Raw genomic sequence first — 2,161 nt, 5'->3', positions numbered from 1 at the left:
GCGACCACGGGCACCCCGCAGGCCATGGCCTCCAGCGGGGTCAGGCCGAAGGGCTCGTACCAGGGGGTGGCGGCGAGCAGGTCCGCGGAGCGGTACCAACGGGGCATGTCGGCGGCGGCCACGGCCCCGGCGAGCCGGACCCGGTGGCCGACCCGGCTGCGCTCGGCGAGGGCGCGCAGCTTGCGGGCGTACGGGTGGTCGTCGACCGAGCCGTCCGGCGGCCCACCGACGATGACCAGTTCGGCTCCGGGCACGGCCGGCATCGCGCGGATCAGGTCCTCGTACCCTTTGCGCTCGACCAGGCGGCCCACCGTGATGATCCGCGGCACGTCCGGGTCCCGCGGCTCGGCCGGGCCGTCCGGGCGGAACCGGTCGGTGTTGACGCCCGAGGGCACCAGCGCCATCCGGGAGCGCGGCACGCCCAGCCGGATCAGCTCGCGGATCTCGTCCTGGCACTGCACGACGACCCGGTCGACGACCCGGCCGAGCTGGCGCTCGTAGGCCACCCGGTGCGCCGGGCTGGTGTCCGCGGCGCCCTGGTGGCGGCGCTTGACCGAGCCGAGCGCGTGATAGGTCTGCACGACCGGCACGTCGCAGGCCCGTCCGGCGGTCACGGCGGCCAGCCCGCTCATCCAGAAGTGCGCGTGCGCGACGTCCGGCAGCCAGTGCTCACGCCAGTCGGCGGCCATCCACTCGGCGAAGTCACCCATGAACGGCAGCAGGTCGTCCTTGGGCAGCACAGTGGCCGGTCCGGCCGGCACGTGTACCACCTGGAAGCCGTTGGCCGGGACGACCCGGGGCTGGTCCGGGCTCTCCCGGCGGGTGTAGACCCGCACCTCGTGGCCCTGTTCCACCAGGGCGGCGGCGAGTTCGGCGACGTGCGCGTTCTGGCCGCCCGCGTCCACGCCGCCGAGGGCGGAGAGCGGGCTGGCGTGCTCCGAGATCATCGCTATGCGCATGTCTCCTCCTCCAGCAAGCGGTCCCAGTCGGCGAGGAACCGGTCCAGGCCGTAGCGGGCCAGCGCCACCTGGCGGGCCCGGGCGCCGAGCAGGCGGGCCTGCTCGGGCTCCTCGATCAGCCAGTGGGCGGCGTCGACGAGCGTGTCGACGCGGGTGGCGAGGACGCCGGCGTCGTCCGGGACGGCGGCGATCGCCTCGGTGGTGGCCAGCGCGAGCACCGGCATGCCGATCTGCATCGCCTCGATCAGGCTCAGCCCCAGCGAGGTCCACCGGCACAGGTGCAGGTACGCCCGCCGCTTGGCGATCTCGGCGTGCATCCGGGCCTGCGGCGGGTCGTCGTACGTGGTGACCCCGTCCAGGTGCAGGCCGGCGACGCCCATGCCGTACACGTCCAGGGGGGCCACCGCCGCGAACCGCGGCATCAGGTCGGTGCCGGTGACCCGGTTGCGGCGTACCGGCTCGTTGGTGACCACCGCGAAGCGGTCCAGCTCGCCGGTCCAGCGCGCGGCCGGCTCGACGATGCCGTGCTCGATCACCGTGGTCCGGGTGCCGCCGACGTCCCAGAACAGGTCGTTGAAGTGGGTGACGTGGGCGACGATCAGGTCGTCCCGGTCGGCCATCGGGTGCCGGCTGTTCGGCACGTCGCCCTTGGGGGTGTTGTGCTCGACGTAGATCTTCGGCACGTCCAGGTGCGCGACCCGGTCGAGCTCCTCGGGTCGTTGCAGCACGACGACGTCCACGTCGCGCACGTCGGCCGGGTCGACCTCCTCGACGGAGGCGGGCCAGTCGAAGGTGCGGGCCCGGCCGCGGCCCCACTCGTCGCGGGCGGCGTTCACGGGTACGAGGTAGCGGTGCTTGCCCTGGACGAACGACGTCGTCCAGGAACCGTGCACGTGCCAGAGCAGGATGTTCACGCGGCTACCTCACTGATGACGGGAACGGGGACACCGAGCAGGCGTACGGCGGCGACGACCTCGGCCGGGTCGATCCGGGTCAGGCACGGGTGGCCGGGCACGGGGCAGACCGCGGCGCGGGTGTCGCGGCAGGCCGCGGCGGGATCGCCGAGGCGCACGTAGGGCACCCGGTACGGGCCCCACTGGCCGAAGGGGACGGTGGGGGCGTAGAGGCTGACGACGGGGGTGCCGACGGCCGCGGCGAGGTGGGCCGGGCCGGTGTTGCCGACCACCACACAGGACGCCCCG

The 2,161-nt window shown here is 74.1% G+C and carries 3 protein-coding genes; all 3 read right to left on the bottom strand.

The features are described 5' to 3' along the window. Positions 1-959 (bottom strand): glycosyltransferase (locus tag AB0C29_RS45045; protein ID WP_360834040.1); only part of this gene is annotated, 959 nt, incomplete at its 3' end. Beyond that, complete coding sequence (locus AB0C29_RS45040; protein ID WP_360834038.1) at positions 950-1,873, bottom strand: glycosyltransferase; 924 nt, start codon at positions 1,871-1,873, stop codon at positions 950-952. The genes AB0C29_RS45045 and AB0C29_RS45040, both read right to left, overlap by 10 nt. Next, positions 1,870-2,161, bottom strand: a 292-nt coding sequence (locus AB0C29_RS45035; RefSeq protein WP_360834036.1) for a glycosyltransferase family 9 protein, incomplete at its 5' end; no start/stop codon positions are given. The genes AB0C29_RS45035 and AB0C29_RS45040, both read right to left, overlap by 4 nt.

This window comes from Actinoplanes sp. NPDC048791 (assembly GCF_040650095.1).
Lineage (GTDB): Bacteria > Actinomycetota > Actinomycetes > Mycobacteriales > Micromonosporaceae > Actinoplanes.
Note: the sequence above shows the minus strand (reverse complement) of the source record. Positions and strands in the feature narration are given on the sequence as shown.